Source organism: Kocuria sp. CCUG 69068 (assembly GCF_020833785.1).
In the GTDB taxonomy this organism is placed as follows: Bacteria; Actinomycetota; Actinomycetes; order Actinomycetales; family Micrococcaceae; genus Kocuria; species Kocuria rosea.
The window spans coordinates 23,497-39,661 of the sequence record NZ_PDDL01000027.1 but is presented as its reverse complement, the minus strand read 5'-3'; the positions used below and the strand labels follow the sequence as shown (position 1 = coordinate 39,661).

At 73.3% G+C, this 16,165-nt stretch carries 15 protein-coding genes; 14 read left to right on the top strand and 1 reads right to left on the bottom strand.

Annotated elements, in window-relative coordinates; all coding sequences use genetic code 11:
* The 7 genes from infB to CRM73_RS07625 all read left to right on the top strand — a co-directional run.
* A partial coding sequence (gene infB / locus CRM73_RS07655) for a translation initiation factor IF-2 (RefSeq protein WP_229587281.1) occupies positions 1-2,033 on the top strand: 2,033 nt, incomplete at its 5' end.
* Positions 2,034-2,191: 158 nt separating this feature from the next.
* Positions 2,192-2,641, top strand: a complete 450-nt coding sequence (rbfA, locus tag CRM73_RS07650) for a 30S ribosome-binding factor RbfA (protein WP_017832930.1) — start codon at positions 2,192-2,194, stop codon at positions 2,639-2,641.
* Positions 2,642-2,662: 21 nt separating this feature from the next.
* Positions 2,663-3,715 carry a tRNA pseudouridine(55) synthase TruB gene (gene truB, locus CRM73_RS07645; protein ID WP_229587280.1) on the top strand — a complete coding sequence of 351 codons (1,053 nt, stop codon included), beginning with the start codon at positions 2,663-2,665 and terminating at the stop codon, positions 3,713-3,715.
* On the top strand, positions 3,715-4,086 hold the full coding sequence (locus tag CRM73_RS07640) for a hypothetical protein (protein ID WP_017832928.1): 372 nt from the start codon (positions 3,715-3,717) through the stop codon (positions 4,084-4,086). Before truB ends, CRM73_RS07640 begins: the two co-directional genes overlap by 1 nt.
* Positions 4,087-4,141: 55 nt before the next feature.
* Positions 4,142-4,624: a hypothetical protein gene (locus CRM73_RS07635; RefSeq protein ID WP_081994572.1), complete on the top strand. Its 483-nt coding sequence runs from the start codon at positions 4,142-4,144 to the stop codon at positions 4,622-4,624.
* Between the two features lie 100 nt (positions 4,625-4,724).
* Positions 4,725-5,384, top strand: coding sequence for a GNAT family N-acetyltransferase (locus CRM73_RS07630; RefSeq protein WP_035929697.1), 660 nt, complete (start codon positions 4,725-4,727; stop codon positions 5,382-5,384).
* A 30-nt stretch (positions 5,385-5,414) separates the two neighbouring features.
* Positions 5,415-6,416: a bifunctional riboflavin kinase/FAD synthetase gene (locus CRM73_RS07625; protein WP_017832925.1), complete on the top strand. Its 1,002-nt coding sequence runs from the start codon at positions 5,415-5,417 to the stop codon at positions 6,414-6,416.
* A 22-nt stretch (positions 6,417-6,438) separates the two neighbouring features.
* Here the strand turns inward: CRM73_RS07625 and CRM73_RS07620 are convergent, their stop codons facing one another.
* Positions 6,439-7,308: an aldo/keto reductase gene (locus CRM73_RS07620; protein WP_017832924.1), complete on the bottom strand. Its 870-nt coding sequence runs from the start codon at positions 7,306-7,308 to the stop codon at positions 6,439-6,441.
* Positions 7,309-7,607: 299 nt separating this feature from the next.
* Here CRM73_RS07620 and rpsO point away from each other — a divergent pair, with 299 nt between their 5' ends.
* The 7 genes from rpsO to CRM73_RS07585 all read left to right on the top strand — a co-directional run bounded on the left by rpsO (position 7,608) and on the right by CRM73_RS07585 (position 16,116).
* Positions 7,608-7,877: a 30S ribosomal protein S15 gene (rpsO, locus tag CRM73_RS07615; RefSeq protein ID WP_017832923.1), complete on the top strand. Its 270-nt coding sequence runs from the start codon at positions 7,608-7,610 to the stop codon at positions 7,875-7,877.
* A gap of 262 nt (positions 7,878-8,139) precedes the next feature.
* Positions 8,140-10,404 carry a polyribonucleotide nucleotidyltransferase gene (locus tag CRM73_RS07610; protein WP_017832922.1) on the top strand — a complete coding sequence of 755 codons (2,265 nt, stop codon included), beginning with the start codon at positions 8,140-8,142 and terminating at the stop codon, positions 10,402-10,404.
* A gap of 54 nt (positions 10,405-10,458) precedes the next feature.
* Positions 10,459-11,883, top strand: a complete 1,425-nt coding sequence (locus tag CRM73_RS07605; RefSeq protein WP_017832921.1) for a pitrilysin family protein — start codon at positions 10,459-10,461, stop codon at positions 11,881-11,883.
* Between the two features lie 62 nt (positions 11,884-11,945).
* Positions 11,946-12,749 carry a 4-hydroxy-tetrahydrodipicolinate reductase gene (dapB, locus tag CRM73_RS07600; protein WP_017832920.1) on the top strand — a complete coding sequence of 268 codons (804 nt, stop codon included), beginning with the start codon at positions 11,946-11,948 and terminating at the stop codon, positions 12,747-12,749.
* A gap of 5 nt (positions 12,750-12,754) precedes the next feature.
* On the top strand, positions 12,755-13,387 hold the full coding sequence (locus CRM73_RS07595) for a hypothetical protein (protein ID WP_193365121.1): 633 nt from the start codon (positions 12,755-12,757) through the stop codon (positions 13,385-13,387).
* Between the two features lie 67 nt (positions 13,388-13,454).
* Positions 13,455-14,411 carry a 4-hydroxy-tetrahydrodipicolinate synthase gene (gene dapA / locus CRM73_RS07590; protein ID WP_109243414.1) on the top strand — a complete coding sequence of 319 codons (957 nt, stop codon included), beginning with the start codon at positions 13,455-13,457 and terminating at the stop codon, positions 14,409-14,411.
* 13 nt (positions 14,412-14,424) lie between these two features.
* Positions 14,425-16,116, top strand: coding sequence for a ribonuclease J (locus CRM73_RS07585; RefSeq protein ID WP_017832917.1), 1,692 nt, complete (start codon positions 14,425-14,427; stop codon positions 16,114-16,116).
* Positions 16,117-16,165 lie beyond the last annotated feature (49 nt).

The window sequence follows — 16,165 nt, the reverse complement described above, 5'->3', positions numbered from 1 at the left end:
CGGCCGGCGGCGGCGCAGGTCCCCGCCGCGGCAGTCCCGGCGGCGGCGGGGGCGGGTTCTCCCGTCCCGGCGGCGGCCCCGGCCGCGGCGGCCGCGGCGGCACCCAGGGCGCCTTCGGGCGCGGCGGTGCCCGCGGCAAGCAGCGCAAGTCGAAGCGGGCGAAGCGCCAGGAGCTCGAGCAGATGAAGGCCCCGTCCGTCGGCGGCGTCTCCGTGCCCCACGGCGACGGCACCACGGTCGTCCGCCTGCGGCGCGGCGCGTCCCTCACGGACTTCGCCGAGAAGATCAACGCGAACCCGGCCTCCCTCGTCACGGTGCTCATCCACCTCGGCGAGATGGCCACGCAGACGCAGTCCCTCGACGAGGAGACCTTCCAGCTGCTGGGCGCGGAGCTCGGGTACCGGATCCAGGTCGTCTCCCCGGAGGACGAGGAGCGCGAGCTCTTCGAGTCCTTCGACATCGACCTGGAGGCCGAGGCCGCGGCCGAGGGCGAGGACGTCCTGGAGGCGCGCCCGCCGGTCGTCACCGTCATGGGCCACGTCGACCACGGCAAGACCCGCCTGCTCGACGCGATCCGCAACACGAAGGTGATCGAGGGGGAGGCCGGTGGCATCACCCAGCACATCGGCGCCTACCAGATCGACACCGAGGTCGACGGCCAGGAGCGGCAGATCACGTTCATCGACACCCCGGGCCACGAGGCGTTCACCGCCATGCGTGCCCGTGGTGCCCAGGTGACGGACATCGCCGTGCTCGTGGTCGCCGCGGACGACGGCGTCATGCCGCAGACGGTCGAGGCGCTCAACCACGCCCAGGCCGCCGGCGTGCCGATCGTGGTCGCGGTGAACAAGATCGACAAGCCCGACGCGAACCCGGAGAAGATCCGCGGCCAGCTCACCGAGTACGGCCTGGTCCCCGAGGAGTACGGCGGCGACACCATGTTCGTCGACGTCTCCGCGCGCCAGAACCTCAACATCGACGACCTGCTGGACGCGATCGTGCTGACCGCGGACGGCGCGCTCGAGCTCTCGGCGAACCCGAACAAGGACGCCCGCGGCGTGGCCATCGAGGCGAACCTGGACAAGGGCCGCGGTGCGGTCTCGACCGTGCTCGTCCAGTCCGGCACGCTGCACGTCGGCGACGCGATCGTCGCCGGTGCCGCGTACGGCCGGGTGCGCGCCATGTTCGACGAGAACGGGCAGTCCGTCGAGGAGGCGGGGCCCTCGCGTCCCGTGCAGGTGCTGGGCCTCGACTCGGTGCCCCGGGCGGGCGACACGTTCCTCTCCACCCCGGAGGAGCGCACCGCACGCCAGATCGCCGAGAAGCGCCAGGCGGCGGACCGCAACGCCCTGCTCGCCAAGCGCCGCAAGCGGATCACGCTCGAGTCCTTCGACGAGGCCGTGGCCGCCGGCAAGATCGACACGCTCAACCTCATCATCAAGGGCGACGTGTCCGGTGCCGTGGAGGCGCTCGAGGACTCGCTGCTCAAGATCGACGTGGGCGAGGAGGTCCAGCTGCGGGTCATCCACCGCGGCGTCGGCGCGATCACCCAGAACGACGTCAACCTGGCGACCGTGGACAACGCGATCATCATCGGCTTCAACGTCCGTCCCGCCGAGCGCGTGACGGAGCTGGCCGACCGCGAGGGCGTCGAGATGAAGTTCTACTCGGTGATCTACAACGCCATCGACGAGGTCGAGAGCGCGCTCAAGGGCATGCTCAAGCCGGAGTACGAGGAGGTGGAGCTCGGCACCGCCGAGATCCGCGAGGTGTACCGCTCCTCCAAGTGGGGCAACATCGCCGGTGCCTACATCACCAAGGGCACCATCCGACGCAACTCCAAGGCCCGGCTCGTCCGGGACGGCAGCGTCGTGGCGGACAACCTCACCATCGACTCGCTGCGCCGGTTCAAGGACGACGCGACCGAGGTCCGCGAGGGCTACGAGTGCGGTATCGGGCTCGGCTCCTTCAACGACATCCACGAGGGCGACCTCATCGAGACGTGGGAGATGCGCGAGAAGCCGCGCGCCTGACCCGTCCCGAGTCCCGCGCCCCGCGCGCGGGACACCCGCGGCGGCACGGGCGGGCCCAGCGCCCGCCCGTGCCGCCGCCCCCGTTCCAGCACCGTTCCCCGCCTCGTCGCCAGCACCGCGCCGAGCACCGCACCGCCCCGACCCGAGGAGCATCCACCATGGCTGACGCAGCACGCGCCGCCCGACTCGCCGACCGGATCAAGGTCGTCGTGGCCCAGGCGCTCGAGCGCCGGGTCAAGGACCCCCGGCTGGGCTTCGTGACCATCACGGACGCCCGCGTCACCAACGACCTCCAGCACGCCACCCTGTACTACACGGTGTTCGGCACCGCGGAGGAGCAGCAGAACACCCGGGCGGCCCTCGAGTCCGCCAAGGGCGTCCTGCGCAGCGAGGTGGGACGGAACATCACGGCCCGCCTGACGCCCACCCTGACCTTCGTCCCGGACGAGATCCCGGTCAACGCCTCCCACCTCGAGGAGGTGCTGCGCGCGGCCAAGGAGAAGGACGCCGAGGTTGCCGCCCAGGCCGCCGGGGCCAGCTGGGCCGCCGGCGAGGACCCCTACCGGAAGCCGGCCGAGGAGGACGACGAGTCCTCCCGGGACCGCTGAGCAGGCGGGGGCACCGGGGAAGTGACCCGCACGAAGCCTGACGTCCCGAGTCCGGACCCGTCCCTGCCGACGCCGTCCGGGCTCGTGGTCGTGGACAAGCCCGCCGGCTGGACCAGCCACGACGTCGTCGCCCGCGCCCGCCGCCTCGCGGGCACCCGCAAGGTGGGCCACGCCGGCACCCTGGACCCCATGGCCACGGGCGTGCTGGTGCTCGGCGTCGACCGGGCCACCCGCCTCCTGACCTGGGTGGTGGGCCGGGACAAGACGTACGCCGCGACGATCCGGCTCGGCCTGACCACCGTGACCGACGACGCCGAGGGGGAGGTCGTCGACGTCGCCGCCCCCGGGGCCGTGGCGGCGGTGGACGAGGACGCGGTGGCGGCCGGCGTCGCCCGGCTCACCGGGGACATCCAGCAGGTCCCCGCGAAGGTCAGCGCGATCAAGGTCGAGGGCCGCCGCGCCTACGCCCAGGTCCGCGCCGGGCAGGACGTGGAGCTCGCCGCGCGCCCCGTCACCGTCTCCGAGTTCGCCGTGCACCGGCTCGTGCGCACCGCCGACGACGCCGGGCGGGAGGTCCTCGACGTCGACGTCACCGTGACCTGCAGCTCGGGCACCTACGTACGGGCCCTGGCCCGGGACCTCGGCGCCGACCTCGGGGTGGGCGGCCACCTGACCGCGCTGCGCCGCACCCGGGTGGGCGCGTGGACCCTCGAGGACGCATCCACCCTGGAGGAGCTCGCCGCGGAGGTGGCCGCCGGCCGCCCGCTGCCCGTGACGAGCCTGGAGGAGGCCGCCGCCGGACTGTTCCCCGTCCGCCGGCTGACCGCCGCCGAGGCCCAGGACGTCGCCCACGGCCGCCGGATCGGTCCCAGCGCCGCCGACAGCGGCCCTGGCCACGGCGGGACCCCGCCGGACCAGGACGCCGTGACCGCCGGCTTCGCCCCCGACGGGCGTCTCGTGGCCCTGCTGTCCGACCGCGGCCACCGCGGCGAGCGCACCGCCAAGCCCGTGCTCGTCTTCCTGCCCGGGGAGCGGTTCCCCGGGCCGCCCGGGACCCCCCGGGAGGAGCGCTGATGCTGTGGGGCTACGACGGCTGGTTCTGGGCCGCGGTCCTGCTGGGCGCCCTCTCCTTCCTGGTGTGCGCCGTGCAGGCCGCACGCGGGCGGCGGCCCGACGACTGGACCCAGGGCTCCGTGCTGCTGCTCGAGGCGTTCCTGCTCGTCTACGCCGTGGGCACGGTCGTCATGCACGTGCGGGGGCCCGGGCCCACCGGATCGGCCCTCGAGTACTGGGGCTACCTGCTGACCGCCCTGCTCATCCCGGCGGGAACCTTCGTGTGGTCCCTCGTGGAGCGCTCGAGCTGGTCCAACTGGGTGCTCGCGGCCGCGGGGCCGGTGGTGGCCATCATGGTCTACCGCATGAACTACATCTGGTACTACCAGTGAGCCCCGGACCCCGGACCGGTTCCCGGCCCATCACGACCCCGCAGGAGAGGCCCCGATGACGCACGACCGCCCGCAGGACGGCCCCACCCGGCTGCAGCGGCGCTTCGGGCCCCGCGCCGCCCCGGCGCGCGGCGACCGCAAGTCCTCGGGCTTCGGCCGGCTGGTCGTCGTGGTCTACGCGGTCTTCTCCCTCTCCGCCGGTGTCCGCTCGCTCTACCAGATCGCGACGGACTTCCAGGCCGCGCCGCTGCCGTACCTGCTCTCCGCGTTCGCCGCGGCCGTCTACGTGGTGGCCACCGTGGCCCTCGCCCGGCCCGGCCCCCGCTGGCACCGGCTGGCCACGGCCGCCGTGGCCGTGGAGCTGCTGGGCGTGCTCGGCGTGGGCCTGCTCTCGGTGCTCGTCCCGGAACTGTTCCCCGAGGCGAGCGTGTGGTCCCACTTCGGGCAGGACTACGGCTACGTCCCGCTCGTGCTGCCGGTGGTCGGCCTCGCCTGGCTCCGCCGGTCCCGGCCCCGGGGCGGGCGGGCACCCGCCTGAGCGCCCGTCCGTCCCGCGCGGCGCACCGGCACGCACCGGGTAGGCTCGGTCGCGGGCCGGAGCGCCCCGTGCCGCACGCCTCCCGAAAGGACCCCCGCCGATGCCCGTACGCCCCGACGGCGCCGAGGACTACGACGTCCCCGTCCTCACCGACGGCACCGTGGTGCTGCGCCGGCTCGAGGAGCGCGACGTCCCGCAGCTGGCCCGCAACTGCGCGGACCCCGCGGCCGCGGAGTTCACCACCGTGCCCCTGGGCTACACGGAGGCTGATGCGCGCTGGTACGTCGAGGAGTTCGTCCCCGCCGCCTGGCGCGCCGGCCGCGAGTACAACTGGGCGGTCGCCGACGCCCGGACCGACCGGCTGCACGGGACCGTGGGGCTCAACGCCCTGCGCGGGACCACGGCGGACATCGGGCTCAACTTCGGCCCCCACGCCCGCGGCACCGGCGCCGCCGAGGCCGCCTGCCGGCTGCTGCTCGAGCACGCCTTCGGGCGCCTGGGCCTCACCTATGCTTACTGGATGGCGAAGGTCCCCAACTGGGCCAGCCGCAAGCTCGCCTGGAGGCTCGGCTTCCGCTCCCCGGTGCGGATCGACGGGTTCATGGAGCAGCGCGGCGCCTCGGTGGACGCCTGGATCCTGACCCTCGGCGCGGAGGACCCACGCTCCCCGCAGGCCCCGTGGGACGGTCCGCCGTCCCCGGCCGCCGCCCCCGCGGAGGAGCCCGGCGGCCCGCACCGGCCCGTGCCGCCCCGACCCTGACCTGCCTGTTCCGTTCCTGCGAGGAGAAGCGTGTTCCGCTGGCGAGATCTCTCTGACGTCCCCCCGGGCTTCGGCCCGTCGGTCGTCACCATCGGCAATTTCGACGGTGTCCACCGGGGCCACCAGCGGGTGCTGTCCCAGCTCGTCGACTCCGCCCGCGAGCTGGGCTGGGCCTCGGTGGTCGTGACGTTCGACCCGCACCCCGCGCAGGTGCACCGCCCCGGCAGCCACCCGGGACTGATCATGGGCACCGAGGACAAGCTGGACGCCCTCGAGCGAACCGGCGCGGACGCCGCCCTCGTGCTGGAGTACAGCCTGGAGTTCGCGGCCCAGTCCACCGAGCAGTTCGTGCTGGGCACCCTGGTGGGTCCGCTCGGCGCGCGCTGCCTCGTGGTGGGCGAGGACACCCGCCTGGGCAAGGACAACACCGGCAACATCGACACGCTCCGGGAGCTGGGGCAGCGCCACGGGTTCGAGGTCCGCGTGGTCGACGACCTGCTCGACCCCCTGCATGAGCAGCACCCGGAGCACGCCCCGGCCGTGACCGCGGCGGGGGAGCGGCGCTGCTCCTCCACGTGGATCCGCGCCTGCCTGCAGGCGGGGGACGTGCGCGCGGCCGCCCGGCTGCTCGGGCGCCACCACCGGATGCGCGGGGAGGTGGTGCACGGGGCCGCCCGCGGGCGGGAGCTCGGCTATCCCACGGCCAACCTGTCCCCGGACGCGGCCGGGTTCGTCCCCGCGGACGGGGTGTACGCCGGGTGGCTGCTCGACGCCCACGGCACCCGCTGGCCCACCGCGATCTCCGTGGGGTCCAACCCGACGTTCGAGAACGTGCCCCGGCAGGTCGAGGCGCACGTCATCGACCGCCCCGAGGAGCGGGTCGAGGACTTCGACCTCTACGGCCAGGAGGTGGTCGTGGAGTTCGTCGCCCGGCTGCGCGGGATGGTCGCCTACGAGGGCGTCGACAAGCTCGTGGCCCAGATGGACGACGACGTCGAGCGCACCCGCGGCATCCTGGCCGCCGAGGCCTGAGCCCCGGCGGCCGGCCGGGCCCCTACATCTCCTCGTGCTCGTTCGGGTCGAACCCCGACCCGCTGATCCCCGTGTGCAGCATCTGCATCCGGTGCATCTGCTCCTCGTCCAGCTCCCAGTCGAAGACGTCGAGGTTCTCGGCCATGCGCCGGGGGTCGGAGCTCTTCGGGATCGGCACGGTGTGCGACTGCAGGTGCCAGCGGAGGACGACCTGGGCCGGGGTGCGGCCGGTGCGCCGGGCGATCCGCGCGATCCACTCGTGCTGGAGCAGATCGGTCTTGCGGCCCAGCGGGGACCAGGCCTGGGTGATGATGCGGTGCTCCGCGTGGAACTCCCGCAGCCGCTCCTGCTGGTACTGCGGGTGCAGCTCCACCTGGTTGACGGCCGGCGTCTCGCCGGTCTCCTCGACCAGGCGCCGGATGTGGGCGGGCGTGAAGTTGGACACCCCCACCGAGCGGACGAGCCCCTCCTGCCGCAGCTCCAGCATCGTCCGCCACGTCTCGACGTACCGGCCGACCGACGGGTTCGGCCAGTGGATGAGGTACAGGTCCACGTGGTCGGTGCCCAGCCGCCGCAGGGAGCCCTCGAGCGAGCGGCGCACGGAGTCCGTGCCGTGGTCCCGGCCCGGCAGCTTGGTGGTGAGGAACAGCTCGTCGCGCGGCACGCCGGCCGCCGCGATCGCGCGCCCCACGCCCGTCTCGTTGCCGTAGTTCACCGCGGTGTCGACCATCCGGTAGCCCAGCATGAGGGCCTCGGCGACGTCGGCCTCGGCCCCGGCGTCGTCCATCGGGTAGGTGCCCAGCCCGATCGCGGGAATGCGCCGGCCGTCCCGCATCGTGTGCGTGCGGTCGGCGACCGCCGGGCCCCGCCCGTCCTTCTCGTCCTTGCTCACGCGCTGCTCCTGCTCGTCTCGTCCTGCTCGTCCACGTGCTGCCGGCCCGGTCCTGGCCGGCCCGGACGGGCCGTGCGCCGGGACCCCGCCGTCGTGTCCCTCCCATCTTGGCCCACCGGCCGGGGGAGGCCCAGCGCAGCGCGCCGCGCCGCCCGGGGGTGGGGCGGCGCGCCCGGGTCCGCTAGACTGGACGGCGGTCCGACTGCAGTCCGTGGTTGTCGGACCCCCGGGGGAGTCCCGGGACCCGGCGACGAGCCCGTCGTCCGGGCCGCACGGTACTGACTCGAACGGAGTTACACGTGGCACTCGACGCCGCCATCAAGCAGGAGATCATCAAGGACTTCGCCACCCACGAGGGCGACACCGGTTCGCCCGAGGTGCAGATCGCGGTCCTGACCCGCCGGATCGCCGATCTGACGGAGCACCTGAAGCAGCACAAGCACGACCACCACACCCGCCGCGGCCTGATGGCCCTGGTCGGTCGCCGTCGCCGCATGCTGACCTACCTGCGCGACACCGACATCACGCGCTACCGCACGCTCATCGAGCGGCTCGGCCTGCGCCGCTAGTCGGCACCCGGCGGCGTCCGCCCGGCAACGGGAGGACGCCGCCGAGCACCGGGCCCGCACGGCACAGCAGCCGGGCGGACCCCCGCACCACCAGAGACAGCACCATCGAACACCAGACGGGGCCACCGCGCCGATCATTCGCGGTCCTCGGTAGTGATCTCCGGACACCGGACGGCCCCCGCGGCCCCGGACCTTCCGTGGATCTCGATCGAAGACCGGGTGACGCGCGGACGGTCCCGCCGACACGAAACGGAGGTGACCCTTGGAGGGTCCCGAGATCCAGTACGCCGAAGCCGTCATCGACAACGGCTCCTACGGAAAGCGCGTCGTGCGCTTCGAGACCGGCCGCCTCGCCAAGCAGGCCGCCGGCTCCACCCTCGTCTCCATCGACGAGGACACCACCATGCTCGCCGCCACCACGGTGGGCAAGTCCCCCCGCCAGGGCTTCGACTTCTTCCCCCTGACGGTCGACGTCGAGGAGCGGATGTACGCGGCCGGGCGCATCCCGGGCTCGTTCTTCCGCCGCGAGGGCCGCCCCTCCACGGACGCGATCCTCACCTGCCGGCTCATCGACCGCCCGCTGCGCCCCGCCTTCGGCAAGGGCATCCGCAACGAGGTGCAGGTCGTCGTCACGATCCTGTCCATGAACCCGGACGAGATCTACAACACCGTCGCGATCAACGCCGCGTCCATGGCCACGACCCTGTCCGGGATGCCCTTCCAGGGTCCCGTGGGCGGCGTGCGCGTGGCGCTCATGGCCGGCGAGAACGGCCAGCACCAGTGGGTGGCCTTCCCGAAGCACTCGCAGCTCGAGAACGCCGTGTTCGACATGGCCGTGGCCGGCCGCGTCGTGACCGGCAAGGACGGCTCCGAGGACGTCGCGATCATGATGGTCGAGGCCGAGGCCACCGACAACTCCTGGAACCTGATCAAGAACAACGGCGCCGTGGCCCCCACCGAGGAGCTCGTGGCCCAGGGCCTCGAGGCCGCCAAGCCCGCCATCAAGGCCCTGTGCGACGCCCAGGCCGACCTCAAGGCCCGCGCCGGCAAGCCCGACATGGACCTGCCCCGCTTCGGCGGCTTCGGCGACGACGTCAAGGAGGCCGTCGCGGCCTCCGTCGGCACCCGGCTCGCCGAGGTGTACTCGATCGCCGACAAGCAGGAGCGCGAGACCGCGACCGACGCGCTGCACCAGGCGACCCTGGCCGAGCTCGCCGGCGAGGACGGGCCCTTCGCCGACCGCAAGGACGAGGTCAACGGCGCCTACCAGGCGCTCACCAAGCAGACCGTGCGCCAGCGCATCCTCACCGAGCAGGTCCGCATCGACGGCCGCGGCCTGACGGACATCCGCCAGCTCACCGCCGAGGTCGAGGTCCTGCCCCGCGTGCACGGCTCCGCGATCTTCGAGCGCGGCGAGACCCAGATCATGGGCGTGACCACGCTGAACATGCTCAAGATGGAGCAGCAGATCGACTCGCTGTCCCCCGTCAAGCACAAGCGCTACGTGCACCACTACAACTTCCCGCCGTACTCCACCGGCGAGACCGGCCGCGTGGGCTCCCCGAAGCGCCGCGAGATCGGCCACGGGGCACTGGCCGAGCGGGCCATCACCCCGGTGCTGCCCTCCCGCGAGGAGTTCCCCTACGCCATCCGCCAGGTCTCCGAGGCGCTGGGCTCCAACGGCTCCACGTCGATGGGCTCCGTCTGCGCCTCCACCCTGTCGCTGCTCAACGCCGGCGTGCCCCTGCGCGCGCCGGTGGCCGGCATCGCCATGGGCCTGGTCTCGGACGAGGTGGACGGGGAGACCCGCTACGCCGCGCTGACCGACATCCTGGGCGCCGAGGACGCGCTGGGCGACATGGACTTCAAGGTGGCGGGCACCTCCGAGTTCGTGACCGCGATCCAGCTCGACACCAAGCTCGACGGAATCCCCTCCTCGGTGCTGGACGCCGCGCTGACCCAGGCCCGCGAGGCCCGGCTGCACATCCTCGGCGTGCTGAACGCGGCCATCGACCAGCCGGACGAGATGAGCGAGTTCGCCCCGCGCGTGATCTCCGTGACCGTCCCCGTCTCCAAGATCGGCGAGGTCATCGGCCCCAAGGGCAAGATGATCAACCAGATCCAGGAGGACACCGGCACCGACATCTCGATCGAGGACGACGGCACCGTCTACATCGGCGCCACCGACGGCCCCTCGGCCGAGGCGGCCCGCGCGGCGATCAACGCGATCGCCAACCCGCAGGTCCCGGAGGTCGGCGAGCGCTACCTGGGCACCGTGGTCAAGACCACGACCTTCGGCGCCTTCGTCTCCCTCACCCCGGGCAAGGACGGCCTGCTGCACATCTCGGAGCTGCGCAAGCTCAACGAGGGCAAGCGCGTCACCGACGTCGAGGACGTCCTCGGCGTGGGCCAGAAGGTCCAGGTGGAGATCACGAAGGTCGACGACCGCGGCAAGCTGTCCCTGGCCCCCGTGGTCGCCGAGGAGCCCAACGTACCCACCGAGGACGACGACGCCACCGAGGCCTGAGCCGGGCCCGTCCCGCGCACAGCACCGCACGAGCACAGAAAGCAGCACAGCTGGATGACGGCAGTCGATCTGCCGCTGGAGGCGGGCGACCGCGGCCCGGGGAGCACCCCCGGCCCGGACGCCCGCCTCTCGGCGGTTCCCCGCAGTTCCCCCTCCGCCGCGGCCGCGGCCCTGACCACGGCCGCCGCGGGGTTCAGCCACACCCTCCACGAGGGCGCCGGCGGCAACGTGGTCCGTCGCACGGTCCTGCCGTGCGGCACCCGGGTGGTCACCGAGCGGATGCCCGCCCAGCGGGCCGTGACGGTCGGCTTCTGGGTCGGCGTCGGCTCCCGCGACGAGCAGCCCGGCCGCCTGGGCTCCACGCACTTCCTCGAGCACCTGCTGTTCAAGGGCACCGAGCGACGCTCGGCGCTGCAGATCGCGGAGGCGTTCGACGAGGTGGGCGGGGAGTCCAACGCCGCCACGGCCAAGGAGCACACGTGCTACTACGCGCGGGTCCTGGCCGAGGACCTGCCGATGTCGATCGACGTCATCACCGACATGGTGACGTCGGCCGCCCTGGACCCGGACGAGCTCGAGCGGGAGCGGGGGGTCATCCTCGAGGAGCTCGCGATGGACAAGGACGACCCCGAGGACGTCGCCTTCGAGGAGTTCACCCAGCGGGTGCTGGGGGCCCACCCCCTCGGCCGGCCCATCGGCGGGACCCCCGAGGAGATCCTCGCGGTGCCCCGTGACGCGGTGGTCGAGCACTACCGCCGCCACTACCGGCCCGAGGGCCTCGTGGTCACGGCCGCCGGCGGCCTCGAGCACGACGTCGTCGTCGCCCTCGTCGCCGAGGCCCTCGAGCGCGCGGGCTGGGACCCGGCCGCCCCGGCGGCCCCCCTCCCGCGGCGCGAGCGCACCCCCGCGCCCCTGGAGCCGGACTGGGGCGAGCACTTCCTGGAGCGGCCCGTGGAGCAGACCAACGTGGTCGTCGGCCGGCCCGGGCTCGTGGCCGGGGACGACCGCCGCTTCGCGATGACCGTGCTCAACGCGGCCCTGGGCGGCGGGATGTCCTCCCGCCTGTTCCAGGAGATCCGCGAGAAGCGCGGCCTGGCCTACAGCACGTTCTCCTTCTCGGGCGCCTACTCGGACGCCGGCTACTTCGGGATGTACGCCGGGTGCCTGCCCGCGCGCACCGACGAGGTCCTGGCGCTCATGGCCGGCGAGCTGGAGACGCTCGCCCGGGACGGCATCGGGGCGGACGAGCTGCGCAAGGTCGTGGGCCAGCTGGGCGGGGGCACCGTGCTCGCCCTCGAGGACACCGGGTCCCGGATGTCCCGGCTGGGCTCCGCGGAGCTGAAGTCCGGGGAGTTCCTCGACATCGACGAGTCCCTGGACCGGGTCCGCTCCGTGACCCCGGAGCAGGTCCGGGAGCTCGCGGGGTGGCTCGCCGAGGGCCCGGTCGTGACCACCATCGTGGCGCCCACCCGCCGCTGACCGCACGCCGCCGCCGGGAGCCGGCGGCGGCGCCGCCCCTCCCGTGACCTAGAGTTGGAGCCATGACCGAGCGCACCGCCCCCGTGACCACCGACGCCCCGCCGTCCGCCCCCGCCGAGCTGCGCGTCGCCGTGCTCGGCGCGCGCGGGCGGATGGGCAGCGAGGCCGTGCAGGCGGTGCGCCGCACCGAGGGCCTCCAGCTCGTCGCCGAGCTCGGCCGGGAGGACTCCCTCCAGGCCCTGGTCGCCGCCGGCGCGGAGGTCGTGGTCGACCTCACGGTCCCCTCCGCCACGGAGGCCAACGTCCGCTTCGCCGTGCAGCACGGCATGCACTGCGTCGTGGGCACCACCGGCTGGGACGCCGAGCGGCTGGACCGGCTCGAGGCGCTGCTGGCCGAGCACCCCGGGGTGGGAGTGCTCGTCGCCCCCAACTTCTCGGTGGGCGCGGTGCTGGCCATGCGCTTCTCCGCGCAGGCCGCCCGGTTCTTCGAGTCCGTCGAGATCGTCGAGCTGCACCACCCGGACAAGGTGGACGCCCCCTCGGGCACCGCAGCCCGCACCGCCGCCCTCGTCGGGCAGGCACGGCGGGCCGCGGGGGTCGCGCCGTCGCCGGACGCCACGGAGCAGGACCCGGGCGGGGCCCGCGGCGCGCTCGTGGAGGACGTCCGGGTGCACTCCGTGCGCCTGCGCGGGCTCGTCGCCCACCAGGAGACGCTGCTGGGCGGCGTCGGCGAGCAGCTCACCATCCGGCACGACTCCTTCGACCGGATCTCCTTCATGACCGGCGTGGTGCTCGGCGTCCGGGAGGTGGGCTCCCACCAGGGGCTCACGCACGGGCTCGAGGGCTACCTCGACCTGGGGCTGTAGCGCCGATGGACTCCATCCGGGCCTGGATCTGGGGCCTGCTCGCGGCGGCCCTGCTGACCCTGTGGCTGCTGCCCGTCCCCGGCGGCTCGAAGCTGTGGATCCTCGCCGTGCTCGTCTTCGCGGGCGTCTTCACGCTCCTGGAGTCCACGAGCAAGGCGAAGATGCTCGCCGCGGCCATGGTGACGCTGCTCGTCGTCTACCTGGGCCTGAGCCTGCACCGCGCGGTGCTGCTGCTGGGCACGGACGGCTGGATCGCCAAGGCCTTCGGCGTCGCCATGCTGGTGCTCCCGGCCGTGGGCGTGTGGGCGCTCGTGCGCGAGATCCTGTTCGGGGTCCGGACCGAGCAGCTCGGCCGGACGCTGCACGAGGAGGGCGGGCTGCCGCCCGACGACCTCCCGCGCACCCCCGGCGGGCGCATCGTGCGCGAGGCCGCCGACGAGCGCTTCGGGGCCGTCCGGGCGCAGACCGAGGCGGACCCGGGCGACTGGCGCAACTGGTACCGGCTCTCCCTGGCCTACGCGGCCGCCGGGGACCGGACCCGCGCCCGCTCCGCGATGCGCGACGCCGTGGCCCTCTCCCGCGGGCGCACCCCCCGCAACGTGGAGCCCGCCGACCCCCCGGGCGAGGGCCGGGCCTGACCGTGGTGGCGAGCCCCCGCCGCCCGCCCGCCGGTGCCCCCGCCGCGGAGGCGGTAACCTGGCACCCATGACTGCCAACGCCTCGCCCTCCGCCGCCGACCTCCCCGCGACCCGGTCCGAGCCCCTGTTCGGGACGCTGCTCACCGCGATGATCACCGTCTTCGCCGCGGACGGGTCCGTGGACCTGGACGCCACCGCGGCCATGGCCGTCCAGCTCGTCGACGACGGCTGCGACGGCCTCGTGGTGTGCGGCACCACGGGGGAGTACTCCACCATGACCGACGAGGAGAACCTCTCCGTGTTCCGCGCGGTCAAGGAGGCCGTCGGCTCCCGCGTGCCGCTGCTCGCGGGCACCGGCTCCAACGACACCGAGCACTCCCGCTACCTCTCCCGCGCGGCCGAGAAGCTCGGCATGGACGGGCTGCTCATCGTCACCCCCTACTACAACAAGCCCTCCCAGGCCGGTGTCGAGGCCCACTTCCGCAGCCTCGCGGACTCCGTGGACCTGCCGATCATGCTCTACGACATCCCCGGCCGCGCCGGCATCCCGATCGCGACCGAGACCCTCATCTCCCTGGCCGGGCACCCCAACATCGTGGCCGTCAAGGACGCCAAGGCGGACCTGGTCGCCGCGACCCGGGTGCTGGCCGAGACCGACCTGCTCTACTACTCGGGCGACGACGGCCTGACCCTGCCCTGGATGGCCATCGGCGCCGCCGGGCTCATCGGCGTCACCACCCACGTGGCCACCGCCCGGTACCGCGAGCTCGTCGACGCGGTCCGTGCCCAGGACCTCGCCACGGCCCGGCGGATCAACGCCGAGCTCGAGCCCGTCGTCCGCGCCACGATGACCCGCGCCCCCGGCGCCGTCGCGGCGAAGACGATCCTCATGTGGCAGGGCCGGCTGCCGCACAACACCGTGCGGCTCCCGCACGTCCCGCCCACGGAGGCCGAGGCCGCCCTGATCCGCGCGGACCTGCGGGGCTCGGTCGTCGCCGACACCCTCCTCGAGACCATCGACTGACGAAAGGGGTCCCATGACCCAGTGGCACACCGACCTGGCGGCTCCCCCCGCCCTCGGCAAGGACGTCCTGCGCGTCGTCCCGCTGGGCGGGCTGGGCGAGGTCGGACGGAACATGACGGTGTTCGAGATCAACGGGCAGCTGCTCGTGGTCGACTGCGGCGTGCTCTTCCCCGAGGAGACCCAGCCGGGCGTGGACCTCATCCTCCCGGACCTCAACCACATCGTCGACCGGCTCGACGACGTCGTGGCCGTGGTGCTGACCCACGGCCACGAGGACCACATCGGCGCCGTCCCGTACCTGCTGAAGCGCCGCCCCGACATCCCCGTGATCGGCTCCCGGCTGACGCTCGCGCTCATCGAGGCGAAGCTCCAGGAGCACCGGATCAAGCCCTACACCATGGCGGTGCGGGAGGGGCAGGTCGAGCGGCTCGGCGAGTTCGAGTGCGAGTTCGTGGCCGTCAACCACTCGATCCCGGACGCCCTCGCGGTGTTCCTGCGCACGAAGGCCGGCACCGTCCTGCACACGGGCGACTTCAAGATGGACCAGCTGCCGCTCGACGGCCGGATCACCGACCTGCGCCACTTCGCCCGGCTGGGGGAGGAGGGCGTGGACCTGTTCCTCACCGACTCCACCAACGCCGAGGTCCCCGGGTTCACCCCCACGGAGAAGCACATCGGCCCCGTCCTCGCGGACGTGATCGGGCGCGCCCCGAAGCGCGTGGTCGTGGCGTCCTTCTCGTCGCACGTCCACCGCGTGCAGCAGGTGCTGGACGCCGCCGCCGAGCACGGGCGCAAGGTCGCGTTCATGGGCCGGTCCATGGTGCGCAACATGACCATCGCCGAGAAGCTGGGCTACCTGGAGGTCCCGCCGAACACCCTGATCGACCAGAAGCGGATCGACGAGCACGCGGACTCGGAGCTGGTCATCATGTGCACCGGGTCGCAGGGGGAGCCGATGGCCGCGCTGTCCCGGATGGCCAACGGCGACCACAAGGTCCAGCTCACCGAGGGCGACACCGTGATCCTCGCGTCCTCCCTCATCCCCGGCAACGAGAACTCGGTCTTCCGGATCATCAACGGGCTCATGCGGCTGGGCGCCACCGTGGTCCACAAGGGCACCGCCAGGGTGCACGTCTCCGGGCACGCCGCCGCGGGCGAGCTGCTGTACTGCTACAACATCGTGGAGCCCGGCTACGTCATGCCGGTGCACGGCGAGGTCCGCCACCTCATCGCCAACGGCAAGCTCGCCGAGGAGACCGGCGTGCCCACCGACCACGTGCTCCTGGCCGAGGGCGGCACCGTGGTGGACATGGCCGACGGCGAGGCGCGGATCACCGGCCAGGTCGAGTGCGGCTACGTCTACGTGGACGGCTCCTCCGTGGGCACGATCACCGACGCCGACCTCAAGGACCGGCTCGTGCTGGCCGAGGAGGGCTTCATCTCCGTCATCACCGTGGTCAACCGGGACACCGGCAAGGTCGTCACAGGCCCGGACGTGCACGCCCGCGGCGTGGCCGAGGACGACAGCGTGTTCGACGAGATCAAGCCGAGGATCACCGCCGCGCTCGAGGACGCCATCAACCACTCGGGCAAGAACCACACCACCCAGCAGCTCCAGCAGGTGGTGCGCCGCACCATCGGCTCCTGGGTCAGCCGCCGGCTGCGCCGCAAGCCCATGATCGTCCCGGTCGTCATCGAGGCCTGAGCCCCCGGTCCCTCCCCCCGTGCGGCACCGCTGACGGGGGGAGGCCGTG